Source organism: Streptomyces sp. NPDC031064 (assembly GCF_055570965.1).
In genome coordinates this window covers 1,495,160-1,509,666 of record NZ_JBVIGF010000001.1, presented here as the reverse complement: position 1 = coordinate 1,509,666, position 14,507 = coordinate 1,495,160, and the positions used below count along the sequence as shown (strand labels likewise).

12 protein-coding genes are annotated in these 14,507 nt (G+C 73.0%); 8 read left to right on the top strand and 4 right to left on the bottom strand.

Annotation, left to right across the window (positions count from 1 at the left end; translation table 11 throughout):
• The first annotated feature begins 120 nt into the window (after positions 1 to 120).
• Entirely contained in the window at positions 121 to 831 is a 711-nt protein-coding gene (locus ACZ46W_RS06315; RefSeq protein WP_468332095.1) for a class III extradiol dioxygenase subunit B-like domain-containing protein, read from the top strand.
• Positions 832 to 970: 139 nt separating this feature from the next.
• Here the strand turns inward: ACZ46W_RS06315 and ACZ46W_RS06310 are convergent, their stop codons facing one another.
• Entirely contained in the window at positions 971 to 1,225 is a 255-nt protein-coding gene (locus ACZ46W_RS06310; protein ID WP_468332092.1) for an antitoxin, read from the bottom strand.
• Between the two features lie 36 nt (positions 1,226 to 1,261).
• A complete protein-coding gene (locus tag ACZ46W_RS06305; RefSeq protein WP_468332089.1) occupies positions 1,262 to 1,507 on the bottom strand; it encodes a hypothetical protein in 246 nt (81 codons plus the stop codon).
• 182 nt (positions 1,508 to 1,689) lie between these two features.
• Here ACZ46W_RS06305 and miaA point away from each other — a divergent pair, with 182 nt between their 5' ends.
• The 6 genes from miaA (at position 1,690) to hflX (ending at position 10,013) form a co-directional block, all read left to right on the top strand.
• Positions 1,690 to 2,628 (top strand): tRNA (adenosine(37)-N6)-dimethylallyltransferase MiaA, encoded by a 939-nt coding sequence (gene miaA, locus ACZ46W_RS06300; RefSeq protein ID WP_468332086.1) that lies wholly within the window; start codon positions 1,690 to 1,692, stop codon positions 2,626 to 2,628.
• Between the two features lie 107 nt (positions 2,629 to 2,735).
• Positions 2,736 to 3,203: a hypothetical protein gene (locus tag ACZ46W_RS06295; RefSeq protein WP_366129910.1), complete on the top strand. Its 468-nt coding sequence runs from the start codon at positions 2,736 to 2,738 to the stop codon at positions 3,201 to 3,203.
• 83 nt (positions 3,204 to 3,286) lie between these two features.
• Positions 3,287 to 4,159: a diaminopimelate epimerase gene (gene dapF / locus ACZ46W_RS06290; RefSeq protein WP_468332492.1), complete on the top strand. Its 873-nt coding sequence runs from the start codon at positions 3,287 to 3,289 to the stop codon at positions 4,157 to 4,159.
• A 198-nt stretch (positions 4,160 to 4,357) separates the two neighbouring features.
• Positions 4,358 to 6,649 (top strand): RelA/SpoT family protein, encoded by a 2,292-nt coding sequence (locus tag ACZ46W_RS06285; RefSeq protein WP_468332489.1) that lies wholly within the window; start codon positions 4,358 to 4,360, stop codon positions 6,647 to 6,649.
• 144 nt (positions 6,650 to 6,793) lie between these two features.
• Entirely contained in the window at positions 6,794 to 8,308 is a 1,515-nt protein-coding gene (locus ACZ46W_RS06280) for a M1 family metallopeptidase (protein ID WP_468332083.1), read from the top strand.
• A 199-nt stretch (positions 8,309 to 8,507) separates the two neighbouring features.
• Positions 8,508 to 10,013 (top strand): GTPase HflX, encoded by a 1,506-nt coding sequence (hflX, locus tag ACZ46W_RS06275; RefSeq protein ID WP_468332080.1) that lies wholly within the window; start codon positions 8,508 to 8,510, stop codon positions 10,011 to 10,013.
• Between the two features lie 118 nt (positions 10,014 to 10,131).
• On the opposite strand, the gene ACZ46W_RS06270 is transcribed toward hflX, so the two are convergent.
• Both ACZ46W_RS06270 and ACZ46W_RS06265 read right to left on the bottom strand, forming a co-directional pair.
• Positions 10,132 to 11,325, bottom strand: a complete 1,194-nt coding sequence (locus ACZ46W_RS06270; protein WP_468332077.1) for a trypsin-like serine peptidase — start codon at positions 11,323 to 11,325, stop codon at positions 10,132 to 10,134.
• 282 nt (positions 11,326 to 11,607) lie between these two features.
• Positions 11,608 to 12,783 (bottom strand): trypsin-like serine peptidase, encoded by a 1,176-nt coding sequence (locus tag ACZ46W_RS06265; protein ID WP_468332074.1) that lies wholly within the window; start codon positions 12,781 to 12,783, stop codon positions 11,608 to 11,610.
• Between the two features lie 255 nt (positions 12,784 to 13,038).
• Here ACZ46W_RS06265 and ACZ46W_RS06260 point away from each other — a divergent pair, with 255 nt between their 5' ends.
• On the top strand, positions 13,039 to 14,481 hold the full coding sequence (locus tag ACZ46W_RS06260; protein WP_468332071.1) for a diaminobutyrate--2-oxoglutarate transaminase family protein: 1,443 nt from the start codon (positions 13,039 to 13,041) through the stop codon (positions 14,479 to 14,481).
• The last annotated feature ends 26 nt before the right edge of the window (positions 14,482 to 14,507 follow it).

The window sequence follows — 14,507 nt, the reverse complement described above, 5'->3', positions numbered from 1 at the left end:
CCACGGGTCGCGCCGTACCGGCCCGGCGGGTGGGGTACGGCCTGGCGGGTGGGGCACGGCCTGGCGGGTGGGGTACGGCCTGGCGGCCCACCTCGTGGTGCAGCGGCTACGCTGCGGATCATGCTTGTCGCCGCCGCCGTCTGCCCCTGCCCGCCGCTCCTCGTGCCCGACCTCGCCGCCGGGGCCGCGCCCGAGCTCGATGGTGCGCGCACGGCGTGTGCGGACGCGCTCGCCGTGCTCGCCGCGTCGCGCCCGGACCGGCTGGTCGTGGTCGGGCCCGGCGCGGAGGAGGGGCTGGAGCGGTACCCGGCCGGGACGGTGGGGGACTTCCGGGGCTTCGGGGTCGACGTCCGGGTACGGCTCGGTGCCGGCGCCCCCGTCGGCGACCGGCCGCTGCCGGCCCCGCTCGCCGTGGGCGCCTGGCTGCTGGAGCGCGTGCGCTGGGCCGACGCCCCGGTCGAGGGCCTCGCCGTGAGCGAGCGGCTCGCGCCCGCGCGGTGCGCCGAGGCGGGCCGGGAGATCGCCGCGCAGTCCGGGCGGGTCGCCCTCCTGGTGCTGGGGGACGGCAGCGCGTGCCGCAGCCTCAAGGCGCCGGGCTACCTCGACGACCGCGCCGCCGCCTTCGACGAGCGGGCCGCCCGGGCGCTGGGCTCCGCCGACACCGGCGCCCTCGCGGCGCTGGACGAGCGCCTGTCCTACGAGCTGAAGGTGGCCGGCCGGGCGCCCTGGCAGGTCCTCGCGGGCGCCGCCGAGGGCGCGGGCCTGGAGGGCCGGCTGCTCCACGAGGACGCCCCGTACGGCGTCGGCTACTTCGTGGCCGCCTGGTCATAGCGTCCGCCCAGCCCCCGGACGGACAGCCCGACGGGCAGACGGACGGGCAGACGGACGGTCGGACGGACGACGGACGGCCGCGAAGCACGGCGTGTGCTCCGCGGCCGTCCGTCGTGGTGCCGTGGCCGGCTGAACGAGGTCAGGAGGCCGGTGGGGCCGGCGGCGTCGGCGGCGTACCGCCTTCGTCCTTGTGGGCGATCCGGCCCAAGGCGTCCTTGGCCTTCCCCGTCCCCGATTCGATCTTGTCGCTGTACTTGCCCTTGGTCTTCTGGTCGACCATCCTGGCGGCCTTTTCCAGCCCATGGTCGATCTTGCTCTCGTGCTGCTGCGCGAGGTCGGAGACCTTCTCCTTGGCAGGGGCGAGCTTGGCCTTCAACGAATCCAGGAAGCCCATGGGGCACCTTCCCTCGGAGTAACCGTCGTAAGGATCCTACTTGCGGGCGCTCTCGCCGGCCTCGTTGTCCGCCGCCTCCTCGGCCGACTGCTGCTTGGGAATCTCCACGCTCTCGGAGGCACCTTCGGCCGCGGCCTCGTCCGGCTTCCCCGCCGCCTCGGCGATGTCCGACGCCTCCGGCTCCGTGCCCTCCGACTCGGCCTCCGCAACGACGGTCGCCGCTGCCGCCTCCTCGGAAGAGGCCTCGGACTTCCTCCTACGAAACCGTGAAAACACGCCCATATCTACTCCAAAGCGTACTCGTGTGGGCGAAATTCCGCCTCGTCCGGAGCGTCCCATTGCGTCGCCCGGTGCAGCCGGTCCGTAAACCGGCGGTCGGAACCTCGCAACAGGCAACGACGCCGATGTCATGCCGTCACGTAACTCGTTCGGGGACGGGTCGCAAGGTTTGCGAGACTGGGACGGTGAGAAGCGCAGCTCCCGCCCCGCGGGTCATCGCCGTCGTCGGCCCCACGGCAGCCGGAAAGTCCGATCTGGGCGTCCACCTCGCCCAGGAGCTGGGCGGAGAAGTCGTCAACGCCGACTCCATGCAGCTCTACCGGGGGATGGACATCGGCACCGCCAAACTGACGCCCGAGGAGCGCGGGGGCATCCCCCACCACCTCCTCGACATCTGGGACGTCACGGAGGCGGCCAGCGTCGCCGAGTACCAGCGGCTGGCCCGTGCGGAGATCGACCGGCTGCTCGCCGCCGGCCGCACCCCCGTCCTCGTCGGCGGCTCCGGGCTGTACGTGCGCGGCGCCATCGACGCCCTGGACTTCCCCGGCACCGACCCCGCCGTCCGCGCCCGCCTCGAAGCCGAGCTGGAGGAGCGCGGCTCGGGCGTCCTGCACGCCCGCCTCGCCGCCGCCGACCCGGAGGCCGCGCGCGCCATCCTGCCCAGCAACGGCCGCCGGATCGTGCGCGCCCTGGAAGTGATCGAGATCACCGGCAGGCCCTTCACGGCGAACCTGCCGGGGCACGACTCGGTGTACGACACCGTCCAGATCGGCGTCGACGTCGCACGCCCGGAGCTCGACGACCGGATCACCGCGCGCGTGGACCGGATGTGGGAGGCGGGGCTCGTCGACGAGGTCCGCGCCCTGGAGGCCCGCGGGCTGCGCGAGGGCCGCACCGCCTCCCGCGCCCTCGGCTACCAGCAGGTACTTGCCGCGCTCGCCGGGGAGTGCACCGAGGAGGAGGCGCGCGCCGAGACGGTACGCGCCACCAAGCGCTTCGCACGCCGCCAGGACTCCTGGTTCCGCCGCGACCCGCGCGTCCACTGGCTGGGCGGCGCCGCCGACGATCGCGGGGAACTTGCCGATCAGGCGCTGGCGTTGGTCGAACGAGCGGTTACAGCCTGATCACGTGATGGCATCGGGACGCCCTGCCCGTCATTCCGACGGTCGGGGCCGTGCCATCATCGAGCATCGATCGACCAGTGGAACCCGAGTTGGGAGGGCGCGTGGCGATGGAGGCCGGCCCTCGCGACAGAGAACACCAGGAAGCACCGGACGAACCCCAGGTGGCCAGCAACGCACCGGGCCTGAGCCCGGACGGTCCCGACCTCAACGAGGACGGGACACCCGAGATCACCCCCGACGAGGTCGAGGTCGAGCTGCGCCCGCAGCGCAAGCTGCGCATCTGGCAGCTCGCCCCCATCGTGGGTCTCGCCGTGATCGGTTCGCTGATGTTCGGCTTCCCCCTCGCCTTCGGCTCGGGCGACGGCGGCGCCGTCCTCGCCATGCTCGGCCTGCTGCTGTGCGGCTGCGCCGCCGGCTGGGGCATGATGGCCGCCCGCCGCGTCGGGTACACCTGGCCCGGTCTGCCCGCCCGGGGCTCCGGCGAGCGCCCCGACTGGCGCGTGATCGCCCTGTACGCCGTCGGCGTCGCCGTCCCGGTGGCCCTGGCCGTCTGGCGCGTGGCCCGGCTGCGCTGAGCAGCCCCGGCGGCCCGGCGGGCGGGCTGACCGGCCGGGTGTCGGACCCCACCCGTACGATTGACCCCGTGACCACCGATCCCGTGACCACCGAGCCCATCGCCTTCCTCAAGGGCCACGGCACCGAGAACGACTTCGTGATCGTGCCCGACCCGGACAACGCCATCGACCTGCCCGCCGGCGTCGTGGCCCGGGTCTGCGACCGCCGGGCGGGCCTCGGCGGCGACGGACTGCTGCACGTCGTCCGGTCCGCCGCCCACCCCGAGGCGCGGGACATGGCCGAGGAGGCCGAGTGGTTCATGGACTACCGCAACGCCGACGGCTCCGTCGCCGAGATGTGCGGCAACGGCGTCCGGGTCTTCGCCCGGTACCTCCAGCACGCCGGGTACGTCACCGCCGGTGACATCGCCATCGCCACCCGTGGCGGCGTCAAGCCGGTCCACCTCGCCAAGAACGGCGACGTCACCGTCTCCATGGGCCGCGCCCTGCTCCCCGAGGACGGCGTCACCGTCACCGTCGGCGGCCGGAGCTGGCCCGCTCGGAACGTGAACATGGGCAACCCGCACGCGGTGGCCTTCGTCGAGGACCTCGACCACGCCGGTGACCTGTTCACCGAGCCGCCGTACGAGCCGGCCGCGGTCTACCCCGACGGCGTCAACATCGAGTTCGTCGTCGACCGGGGCCCCCGCCACGTGGCGATGCGCGTCCACGAGCGCGGCGCCGCCGAGACCCGCTCGTGCGGCACGGGCGCGTGCGCGGTCGCCGTGGCGACGGCCCGCCGGGACGGCGCCGACCCGGCCGGGACGGGCACCCCGGTGACGTACACCGTGGACGTCCTCGGCGGCACGCTCGTGATCACCGAGCACCCCGACGGCCGGATCGAGATGACCGGGCCCGCCGTCATCGTCGCCGAAGGCCACATCGACCCGGCCTGGTTCGCCTCCGTGGACGCCTGAAGGCGCTCGTCTGAGGGCCCTGCTGAACCTTTGCGCACCCTTCGCTCGAATGGGTGATCCCGTTCACGCTGAGCGAGAGCGGGTCAGCGCTACGTGGTGGGCTCGGTAGCATCAAGCACCGGCCCGGCGGGCATGCCTTGCCCGCCCCACCGCCGGTCGACGCCGTCGGAGGTGCCCATGAGCGCAGAGGCCACCAACCTGAGTGCCGAGGCCACGAACCCCGCGCCCAGTCGTCGGCGCGGCCGCCCGAGGATCGACCTCCGGAGGCTCGGCCGCGCCGCCCTGCTCGGCCCCGGCACCCGCGACAAGCTGCCCGACGCCATCAGCCACGTCGCCGAGGCCCACCGCGCCCACCACCCGGACGCCGACCTGACCGTCCTGCACCGGGCGTACCTGCTCGCCGAGTCCTCGCACCGGGGCCAGTTCCGCAAGAGCGGCGAGCCGTACATCACCCACCCGCTCGCCGTCACCCTGATCCTCGCCGAACTGGGCGCCGAGACCACCACCTTGACCGCCTCCCTCCTCCACGACACCGTCGAGGACACGGACCTGACCCTCGATCAGGTCAGGGAGGAGTTCGGCGAGGAGGTCTGCTACCTCGTCGACGGCGTCACCAAACTGGAGAAGGTCGACTACGGGGCCGCCGCCGAGCCCGAGACCTTCCGCAAGATGCTCGTCGCCACCGGCAACGACGTCCGCGTCATGTCCATCAAACTCGCCGACCGGCTGCACAACATGCGCACCCTCGGCGTGATGCGCCCCGAGAAACAGGCCCGGATCGCCAAGGTCACCCGCGACGTCCTCATCCCGCTCGCCGAACGGCTCGGCGTACAGGCCCTCAAGACGGAGCTGGAAGACCTGGTCTTCGCCATCCTCCACCCCGCCGAGTACGAGAACACCCGCGCGCTCATCGCCGACAACGCCACCGCCGGGGACGCGCTCGCCGCCATCGCCGACGACGTCAGGACGGTGCTGAGGGAGGCCCGCATCCCGGCCGAAGTGCTGGTGCGGCCACGCCACTTCGTCTCCGTGCACCGCGTCCGGCTCAAGCGCGGCGAACTGCGCGGGACCGACTTCGGGCGGCTGCTGGTCCTGGTGGGGGAGGACGCCGACTGCTACGGCGTGCTCGGCGAGCTGCACACCTGCTTCACGCCGGTGATCTCCGAGTTCAAGGACTTCATCGCCGCCCCCAAGTTCAACCTGTACCAGTCGCTGCACACGGCCGTCGCCGCGCCCGACGGAGCCGTCGCCGAAGTGCTCATCCGTACGCACCAGATGCACAAGGTCGCCGAAGCGGGCGTCGTCGCCCTCGGCAACCCGTACGCCACTCCGGCGGAAGGCGCCGACCACGCGGAGGACGGTGAGCGCACCGACCCCACCCGGCCCGGCTGGCTGTCCCGGCTGCTCGCCTGGCAGCAGGCCACGCCCGACCCCGACACCTTCTGGACCTCGCTCCGCGCCGACCTGGCCCAGGACGGCGAGATCACCGTCTTCCGCCCGGACGGCGGCACCCTCGCGCTGCCGGCCGGAGCGACATGCGTGGACGCCGCGTACGCGCAGTACGGCGAGGCCGCGCACACCTGCGTCGGCGCCCGCGTCAACGGCCGTCTGGCGGCGCTGGGGACCGTTCTGAACGACGGTGACACCGTGCAGCTCCTGCTCGCCCGGGGCGAGGGGGCCGCTCCTTCGGAGGCCGCTCCCGCGGGGCGCGCGCAGGGCCGCCCGGCGGGCCGCACCGCCGGGACCCCGGGAGACCTCGCCCATTCCGCCCCCGGCCCCGCCCGGACCGCCGACGACCCCGCCGCCGACGACCGTGCCCGCGACGACCACGCCCCCGGCGGACCGGCCGCCGACGACCCCGCCGCCGGGCCCTCGCCCGACTGGCTGAAGCACGCCCGTACCCCGGCCGCACGGATCGCCATCACCGGCTGGCTCGCCGCGCACCCCGAGGGCGCGAAGGTCCCGGCGGCCGCCCCCCGCCCGCCCTCCAGCCCCCTGAGTGCCGACCCCCCGGCCCGGGACACCGGAAACGCGGCGAACGCCGTCGTGACCGACCTGCCGGACGCCCACGTGCGGCTGGCCCGCTGCTGCACGCCCGTCCCGCCCGACGCGGTCACCGGCTTCCCGGTACGCGGCGGCAACGTCACCGTCCACCGCGTCGGCTGCCCCGCCGTGCGGCGCATGGAGGCGGCCGGGCGGGTGCCGGTGGAAGTGCGGTGGGGCGGTACGGCCGAGTGCCGGGTCACCCTGGTCGCCGAATCCTTCGGACGGCCCCGGCTGCTCGCCGACCTCACGGAGGCCATCGCCACGGCGGGCGCGGCGATCGTCTCGGCCACCGTCGAACCGCCCAGCGAGCAGCGCGTCCGGCACACCTACACGCTCCAGCTCGCCGACGCCGCCGAGCTGCCCGGCCTGATGCGCGCCATGCGCGACGTACCGGGGGTGTACGACGTGAGCCGCGCCCAGCAGCCGGCCACCACCACCGGCTGAGCCACCTCCCCGCCCCGCCCCGCCCCGGCCCGGCCAGGGCGCGGGCCCGAGTCCGGAGTCCGGCGGAGTCCGTCCGAGTACGTTCGGGTGCGCCGGGCGCGCGCCGTCGCGGTCCCGGCGCGGCGCGCTGGTAGCGGTTGCTCCATGCCCCTCACATCGCGTGCACCCCGCACAGCCCGCACCGCGCGACGCCTCCGCGTGGCCCTGGTCGCGGCGGCCTCGGCCGGCCTCCTCGGCGCGGCGCTGCCCTCGCCCCAGCCCCTCGGCATCGGCGACCCGCTCTTCCCGCAGCTCGGCAATCCCGGGTACGACGTCCTCGCGTACGACATCGCCTTCACCTACGGGGGCGACAACAGCAAGCCGCTGGACGCCGTCACCAAGATCGACGCGCGGGCCACCGATCGGCTCGACCGCATCAACCTGGACTTCACGCACGGCACCGTGCGCACGGTCGAGGTCGACGGCCGGCCCGCCGAGTTCGCGATGAGCGGCGAGGACCTGGTCATCGAGCCGTCGCAGGCGGTCGGCGCCGGTGAGCGGGTACAGATCGCCGTCACCCACACCAGCGACCCCAGCGGTCCCAGGAACGCGGGCGGCTGGGTCCGTACCGCCGACGGCCTGGCGATGGCCAACCAGGCCGACGCCGCCCACCGCGTCTTCCCCGGCAACGACCACCCCGCCGACAAGGCGTACTTCACCTTCCGCGTCACCGCCCCCAAGGGCCTGACGGTGGTGGCCAACGGCCGCAAGGTCGCCCGGGCGCTCGCCGGCGACACCCAGACCTGGCTGTACCGGGGAGACCGGCCCATGGCCACCGAGCTGGCCCAGGTGTCCATCGGCCGCTCCACCGTGCTCAACCGCACCGGCCCGAACGGCCTGCCCGTACGCGACGTCGTACCGGCCGCCGACGTCGACCGGATGGAACCCTGGCTGAAGAAGACCCCCGCCCACCTGGAGTGGATGGAGCGCAAGGTCGGCCGCTACCCCTTCGAGACCTACGGCGTGCTCGTCGCCGACGCCGACACGGGCTTCGAGCTGGAGACCCAGACGCTCTCCCTCTTCGAGCGCTCGCTGTTCACCCGGAGCACCCTGCCGAAGTGGTTCGTCGAATCGATCATGGTGCACGAACTGGCCCACCACTGGTTCGGCAACAGCGTCTCGCCGCGCCGGTGGGCGGACCTGTGGCTCAACGAGGGACACGCCACCTGGTACGAGGCGCTGTACGCGGAGGAGACCGCCAAGCAGCCCCTGGAGCGGCGCATGCGCCAGGCGTACCTCGACTCCGACCGCTGGCGCGCCGCGGGCGGCCCGCCGGCCGCGCCCAGGCCGCCCGCGGCGGGGCAGAAGATCAGCCTGTTCCGGCCGGTCGTCTACGACGGCAGCGCGCTGGTCCTGTACGCGCTGCGGCAGGAGATCGGCGAGGACGCCTTCGAGCGGCTGGAGCGGCGCTGGGTGACGGAGTACGCGCACGGGACGGCGAGCACCGCCGACTTCGTACGCCTCGCCTCGGCGGAGGCGGGACGGGACCTGACCGAGTTCATGCGGGGCTGGCTGTACGGCGAGCGCACCCCGAAGATGCCGGGCCACCCGGACTGGCGCAGCAAGGCACCGGCGAAGGGCGCCACCAAGGCCCCGGCGGCCCCCGCCGCCAAGCGCTGACCGGGGGCGCCCAGGCCCCGGAAAACCGGGGTGACGGGCCCGGCCGTACCATGCGACCATCAACGGGTCGGCGGCGCTGCCGGGCCCCTGGAATGACGGTGCCCCGCCCCGGGAATGATCCGGGGGAGTCACGCGTTGTGACTGATGAGCCGTTCGACCGGCGTGAGCCGGCCGGGCAATCCCACTACGTAAGGATCAAATGACCTCCTCTTCTTCCCCTTCCCAGGACGCGCAGAGCTTCGCGGACACGAACCGCACCGAGAGCCTTCGGGCCGATGCCCTGATGGAAGAGGACGTCGCCTGGAGCTACGAGATCGACGGAGAGCGGGACGGCGACCAGTTCGACCGCTCCGAGCGCGCCGCGCTGCGCCGCGTCGCGGGCCTCTCCACCGAGCTCGAGGACGTCACCGAGGTCGAGTACCGGCAGTTGCGCCTGGAGCGTGTGGTGCTGGTCGGCGTATGGACCTCGGGGACCGTCGAGGACGCGGAGAACTCCCTCGCGGAGCTGGCGGCGCTCGCCGAGACGGCGGGTGCGCTGGTGCTCGACGGAGTGATCCAGCGCCGCGACAAGCCCGACCCGGCCACCTACATCGGCTCGGGCAAGGCGGACGAGCTGCGCGACATCGTGCTCGAAACCGGGGCCGACACCGTCGTCTGCGACGGTGAGCTCAGCCCCGGCCAGTTGATCCACCTGGAGGACGTCGTCAAGGTCAAGGTGGTCGACCGGACCGCCCTGATCCTCGACATCTTCGCCCAGCACGCCAAGTCCCGAGAGGGCAAGGCGCAGGTCTCGCTGGCCCAGATGCAGTACATGCTGCCGAGGCTGCGAGGCTGGGGTCAGTCCCTGTCCCGTCAGATGGGTGGCGGTGGCTCCGGTTCCTCGGGCGGCGGTATGGCCACCCGTGGTCCCGGTGAGACCAAGATCGAGACGGACCGTCGGCGGATCCGCGAGAAGATGGCGAAGATGCGCCGGGAGATCGCGGAGATGAAGACCGGCCGCGAGATCAAGCGGCAGGAGCGGCGGCGCAACAAGGTGCCGTCGGTCGCGATCGCCGGCTACACCAACGCCGGCAAGTCGTCCCTGCTGAACCGGTTGACGGGCGCGGGCGTCCTCGTGGAGAACGCGCTGTTCGCCACCCTCGACCCGACCGTGCGCCGGGCCGAGACGCCGAGCGGCCGGCTGTACACGCTGGCGGACACCGTCGGCTTCGTACGACACCTGCCGCACCACCTCGTCGAGGCGTTCCGCTCCACCATGGAGGAGGTCGGCGACTCCGACCTGATCCTGCACGTGGTGGACGGCGCGCACCCGGCGCCGGAGGAGCAGCTCGCCGCCGTGCGTGAGGTGATCCGCGACGTCGGCGCGGTGGACGTGCCCGAGATCGTGGTGATCAACAAGGCGGACGCCGCCGACCCGCTCGTACTCCAGCGGCTGCTGCGCATCGAGCGGCACTCGATCGCGGTGTCGGCCCGTACCGGCGAGGGCATCGACGAGCTGCTCGCGCTCATCGACGCCGAGCTGCCGCGGCCGCAGGTCGAGGTCGAGGTGCTCCTGCCGTACACGCAGGGCGCGCTGGTGTCGCGTGCGCACGCCGAGGGCGAGGTGCTCTCCGAGGAGCACACGCCGGAGGGCACGCACCTCAAGGCGCGGGTGCACGAGGAGCTGGCCGCCGCGCTGGCGCCGTACGTGCCCGCGGCGCACTGACGGCCGCGTCGGCCATGACGGCCGCGTCGGCCACGACGGCCGCGTCGGCCACGACGGCCTGAACGACCGAAGGCCCACCCCCTCCTGGTGAGGGGGCGGGCCTTCGGCGTGTCCGGCCCTACTGGCCGGCGAACTTGTCACTCATCATCGTGTAGATCTGCTCCGCGCCCCGGTCGAGGCGCGGGCCGGCCAGCCAGCCGGCCGTGACCGGGCCGATGGAGGTGTTGGACACCAGGGCCAGCTTCTCGCCCGGCTTCTCGATGAACCAGCCGCCACCGGAGGAACCGCCGGTCATGGTGCAGCCGATGCGCCACATGGTCGGCGTCCCGGGCGCCAGGGTGAGGCGACCGGGCCGGTCGACGCACTTGTGCATCAGCGCACCGTCGTACGGCGGGGCGGCCGGGTAGCCCCAGGCGCCCATCGCGGGGATGCCCGCGGCCTCGGGGGCGCTGAAGTCGATGTCGAGCGCGACGCCGACCGTCTCCTCCAGCGACTTCGTGCCGCTCTCGGGCTTCACGTGCATCACGGCGTAGTCGTACGGGGCGCCCTCACCACCGGTCGGACCGCCCTCCGAGATCCACTCGCCGGAGGTCGCCACCCAGTCCGCCCAGTAGACGCCGTAGGGGGCCACCTCCTGCGGCGGGGCCTTCTCCAGCGCGGCCGGGGACTTGCCGAGGTCGTTGTACGCGGGGACGAAGGCGATGTTGCGGAACCAGCCGCCCGCCTTGCCGGCGTGCACGCAGTGGCCCGCGGTCCAGACGAGGTTGGACTTGCCCGGGTTCTTCGGGTCCTTGACGACGGTCGCGGAGCAGACCATCGAGCCCTCGGGGGCGTCGAAGAACACCTTGCCGACCGGGGCGGCGTTCTTGTGGTACGGCTTCTCCTCCGCCACGGCCTGGACCGGCCGCGGCTCGGGGTCGGTGGCGCCCTGGTCACCCGTGGCGGCACCGGCGGCCATCGTCTTCTGCGGGGACTTGGCGGACTGCATCCGCTCGGGCTTCCACAGCCCCTCGATCACCGGGTTGACGAAGTCCTTGGCCTCACGCAGCCACTTGTCCTTGTCCCAGTTCTTCCACTCGCCGTTCTTCCACTTCTCCGGGTCGACGCCGTGCTCCTTGAGCTTGTCGGCGAGGTCGGCGGGAAGCTCGGCGCCGCCCTGGCCGCCGCCCTGGCCGCCGCCCTGCCCGTCGGCGGGCGTCGCCGCGGCGGGCTTGTCGGCCGCCTTGTCCTCGGTGGGGCCACAGGCGGTGGCCGTCAGCGTGAGCGCCGCGGCCAGGCCGGTGACGGCCAGGAGCGGACGTATGGATCGCATGAGAACGATTCCCCCTGTTAGTGCATGTGCCGTGCGAAATGCCATGAACCTGTCATGAAGATGTCATGCAAGCGGGCGGTCCTCCGGGACCGCCCGCGTGAGAATGCGCCCCTACTCTATGCCGGTCCCGGCAGGGGCAGTTGCCGGCCAGGGTGACCTGCACGGAGTCTCCACCGTACGAGGTCACCCTCCACCGGCGAGCCGGCCCGGCCCACCGGACTTACCGGCCCTGCCGGCCCTGCCGTTCCTACCGGCCCCTGCCGTTCCTGCCGGCTGCCGTTCCTACCGGCCCGCGAACTTCTCGCTGACCGCTTCGTAGATGCCCTTCGCCTCGTCACCCAGGCGCGGGCCGGCGAGCCAGCCGGCCGTGACCGGGCCGATCGAGGTGTTGGACACCAGCGCGGGCTTGCCGTCCCGGCCCTTCGCGACCCAGCCGCCGCCGGAGGAACCGCCCGTCATCGTGCAGCCGATGCGGTACATCGTCGGCTGGGCCGTGTCGAGGGACAGCCGGCCCGGCTTGTCCGCGCACTGGAACATCTGCTGGCCGTCGAACGGCGGCGCCGCCGGGTAACCGGTCGCCTCCATCCTCGCGATCTCCGGCGCGGCCGGGGCGCCGAACTCGACCGGAAGCGCCGAACCGACCGTCTCCTCCAGCGACTTGCCGTTACCGCCCTTCTCCGGCGTCACGTGGATGACCGCGTAGTCGTACGGAGCGCCCTGGCCGCCCGTGGCGGCACCCTGGGAGATCCACTGCTCGGAGGTCTGCGCCCAGTCGGCCCACCACACGCCGTAGGGAGCCATGTCCTCGCGGGTCGCGTTCTCCAGCGCGGCCCCCGTCCGGCCGCTGTCGTTGTACGAGGGGACGAAGGCGATGTTGCGGTACCAGCCGCCCTCCTTGCCCGCGTGCACGCAGTGGCCCGCGGTCCACACGAGGTTGGACTTGCCCGGGTTCGCGGGGTCCTTCACCACGGTCGCCGAGCAGACCATCGAGCCCTCGGGCCCGTCGAAGAGGACCTTCCCGGCCTCCGGGACGCTGGAGTGGTACGGCGCCTTCACGGCCTGCGCCTCCACCGGCTCGGGCGTCGGGTCCGTCACGCCCTCGTCACCGCCGATGTCCCCGTCCTCGACCGGCCGTTCGGGCTCCTCCGCGTCCCGCATGCGGTCCGGGTCCCACAGGTCCTCGATGATCGGGTTGACGTAGTCCTTGGCCTCACGCAGCCACTTGTCCTTGTCCCAGTTCTTCCACTCGCCGTTCCGCCACTTGTCCAGGTCGATCCCGTGCTCCTTGAGCCGGTCCTTCAAGTCGTCCGGAATCGTGATCTTGCCGTCGGACGTCTGGCTCGCGGAGGCGGTCGGCTCACCGCCCGCGTTGTCCTCGCTCGGGCCACAGGCGGTGGCCGTCAGCGCCAGCGCCGCGGCGACGGAGGCTGCGGCGAGCAGCGGACGAATGGGTCGCATGTCGTGATCCCCCTGGGAACTTGGCTGAACTTCAAGGCACCGGAGTGCGGCCCCCACTATGCCGGTGCCGATGGGGACGGCGTGCGGCAGGGCCACGGTTCCCCCGCCACAAGGATCTTCGCGGTGACCGTGATCCGGAACACATGTCGTCGTTGGTACGTACGGGGGACACAAGGTCGGCGCCCGACGCCGCCCCGCGGCGGACGAGCTACATACCGATGAGCGACACAACTGTTACCGGGAGGACCCGAAACCGTGGCCGTGACCCGATCAGCCCCGGTGGCACCGACGTCCGCGCAGGAGGGAATCCTCCGGCGCCAGTCGCTGCGCGAATCGGCCGCCCGCACCTACGCGCGCTCGCTGCCCATCGTCCCCGTGCGGGCCCGCGGGCTGACGATCGAAGGGGCCGACGGGCGGCGCTACCTCGACTGCCTCTCCGGCGCCGGGACACTGGCCCTGGGACACAACCACCCGGTCGTCCTGGAGGCCATCAAGAAGGTCATCGACTCCGGCGCCCCGCTGCACGTCCTCGACCTGGCCACACCGGTCAAGGACGCCTTCACCACCGAGCTGTTCGCCACCCTGCCCCGCCAACTCGCCGACGACGCACGGATCCAGTTCTGCGGCCCGGCCGGCACGGACGCGGTCGAGGCGGCGCTCAAGCTCGTGCACAACGCAACCGGCCGCCGCGGCCTGCTCGCCTTCACCGGCGCGTACCACGGCATGACGGCCGGCGCCCTGGCCGCCTCCGGCGGCGCCACCGACGTACGGGTCACCCGCCTGCCCTTCCCACAGGACTACCGCTGCCCCTTCGGCGTCGGAGGTGAACGCGGCGCCGACATCGCCGCCCGCTGGACCGAGAGCCTGCTCGACGACCCCAAGTCCGGTGTGCCCACCCCGGCCGGGATGATCCTCGAACCCGTGCAGGGCGAGGGCGGTGTGATCCCGGCCCCCGACACCTGGCTGCGCCGGATGCGCCGGATCACCGCCGACCGCTCCATCCCGCTCATCGCCGACGAGGTGCAGACCGGCGTCGGCCGCACCGGAGCGTTCTGGGCGGTCGAGCACAGCGGCGTCGTCCCCGACGTGATGGTCATGTCCAAGGCGATCGGCGGCTCCCTCCCGCTGGCCGTCATCGTCTACCGCTCGGGGCTCGACGTCTGGCAGCCCGGCGCCCACGCGGGCACCTTCCGGGGCAACCAGCTCGCCATGGCGGCCGGGGCGGCCACCCTCGCCTACGTACGCGAGAACCGTCTCGCCGAGCGCGCGGCGACCCTCGGCGGGCGCATGCTGGGACAGCTCCAGGGCCTGGCCGCCGCCGACCCCCGCATCGGCGACGTACGGGGCCGGGGCCTCATGATCGGCGTCGAACTCATCGATCCCGACACCACCGCCGACGTCCCGCCCCCGGACGCCGGACTCGCGGCGGCCGTCCAGCGCGCGTGCCTCCGGCGCGGCCTCATCGTCGAACTCGGCGGCCGGCACAACGCCGTCGTACGCCTCCTGCCCCCGCTGACGCTCACCGACGAACAGGCGGTGGCCGTCCTCGACCGCTTCGCCGACGCCCTGGCCGCCGCCGAGCGCACGTCGTCCTCCGGTCCGAAGGCCGCCGCCGAGCGCACGTCGTCCTCCTGTCCGAAGGCCGCCGTCGAGCGCACGTCGTCCTCCCCTCCGAACGACCCAGGACCGTCCTGCTGAACCCGAACCTCCTCACCAGAAAGACC

Excerpts from the sequence above, each read along its gene's own strand:
- ACZ46W_RS06315 (WP_468332095.1), top strand. The coding sequence starts at position 121 with ATGCTTGTCGCCGCCGCCGTCTGCCCCTGCCCGCCGCTCCTCGTGCCC.
- ACZ46W_RS06310 (WP_468332092.1), bottom strand. The coding sequence starts at position 1,225 with ATGGGCTTCCTGGATTCGTTGAAGGCCAAGCTCGCCCCTGCCAAGGAG.
- ACZ46W_RS06305 (WP_468332089.1), bottom strand. The coding sequence starts at position 1,507 with ATGGGCGTGTTTTCACGGTTTCGTAGGAGGAAGTCCGAGGCCTCTTCC.
- ACZ46W_RS06295 (WP_366129910.1), top strand. The coding sequence starts at position 2,736 with ATGGAGGCCGGCCCTCGCGACAGAGAACACCAGGAAGCACCGGACGAA.
- ACZ46W_RS06280 (WP_468332083.1), top strand. The coding sequence starts at position 6,794 with ATGCCCCTCACATCGCGTGCACCCCGCACAGCCCGCACCGCGCGACGC.
- hflX (WP_468332080.1), top strand. The coding sequence starts at position 8,508 with ATGACCTCCTCTTCTTCCCCTTCCCAGGACGCGCAGAGCTTCGCGGAC.
- ACZ46W_RS06270 (WP_468332077.1), bottom strand. The coding sequence starts at position 11,325 with ATGCGATCCATACGTCCGCTCCTGGCCGTCACCGGCCTGGCCGCGGCG.
- ACZ46W_RS06265 (WP_468332074.1), bottom strand. The coding sequence starts at position 12,783 with ATGCGACCCATTCGTCCGCTGCTCGCCGCAGCCTCCGTCGCCGCGGCG.